Genomic DNA, 1,022 nt, shown 5'->3' with positions numbered 1-1,022 from the left:
TCGTCGCCGGGTTGGTGACCGCGTTCGGCATGTTGGCGGGCTTCGTCATCAACGGCATCGGCCCAGACCCAGAATTTCACCAGCCGGCCTGCACACTCGGTGCCGCCACCGGTGATTCCTGCAGTTACATCGAGAGCATCCCCAGTCCGCGCCCGCGCGCCAATTTGGCTACGCTCTTTCAACCAGGTGATGACGGCGGCCCGGTCACCTCCGATGACCTGCTGATCGGCATGATCCGCAGCGGCTGGAACGTCCCAGGCGACCTCCAGGGAGCCCCTCCGGTGATAGTGACCAAGTTGACATTGTTCAGCGCGATCCTCGACGACGTCAACGCCAACGGCGGCCCGGGGGCGGGGTTCACACCAGTCCCGCCCTGAGACCGCCGCCCGAGGTGGAACAGGCAGCGATCCACTACTGAGACGGCCAGGCGTCTCGCTACGCGGTGGCGCACGAAGTCGGCGAGCACCGCACCCACACGGCCGGCCACGTCTCCGCGCCTCGCGCTAGCTAGTTCGGCGACAGTCGAGCCGCTGCGCACCAAACTCGCGGTAGCCATGCAACGTAACCGCGATCTCACCGAGGAGATCGCGACTCTACGGTACCCGCGTACTCTGCCCAGAAAACTTCTGCGATCCCGCCGGGCCAGCGGATGGCCACCCACCACAGGCGACCACACCAATGCCGCCAATCCCGTCTGACGGGCTAAGCCGTAACCGTGAACTGCAAGCGCGAGCAAATCAGCAACCGCGACAAAAGTGGAGCCACGGGGAATCGAACCCCGATCTGAGCCTTGCAAAGGCCCTGTTCTACCGTTGAACTATGGCCCCGTCGTGGACATGACCGTGACAGCATACTTGCAGGTCACACCCTCTTTCCTCTCCCTGCCGTCCAGATAAGAGGCGAACCCCTGACTTCTGCCTTGCAAAGGCAGCGCTCTACCAGCTGAGCTAAAACCCCTCACGCCGGTCGGTGAACACCTGGTGGTGGGCCTAGGAGGACTCGAACCTCCGACCTCTTCGTTA

1 tRNA gene and 1 pseudogene are annotated in these 1,022 nt (G+C 63.5%); one reads left to right on the top strand and one right to left on the bottom strand.

The features are described 5' to 3' along the window. A pseudogene (locus F6Q13_RS17840) lies at positions 1 to 377 on the top strand (serine protease); the annotation flags it as partial. 379 nt (positions 378 to 756) lie between these two features. On the opposite strand, the gene F6Q13_RS17835 reads toward F6Q13_RS17840, so the two are convergent. Further along, positions 757 to 827, bottom strand: a tRNA-Ala gene (locus F6Q13_RS17835). Positions 828 to 1,022 lie beyond the last annotated feature (195 nt).

The sequence above is a fragment of the Mycobacterium sp. genome (assembly GCF_008709575.1).
Lineage (GTDB): Bacteria > Actinomycetota > Actinomycetes > Mycobacteriales > Mycobacteriaceae > Mycobacterium.
This window is presented reverse-complemented; position numbering and strand designations above follow the sequence as displayed.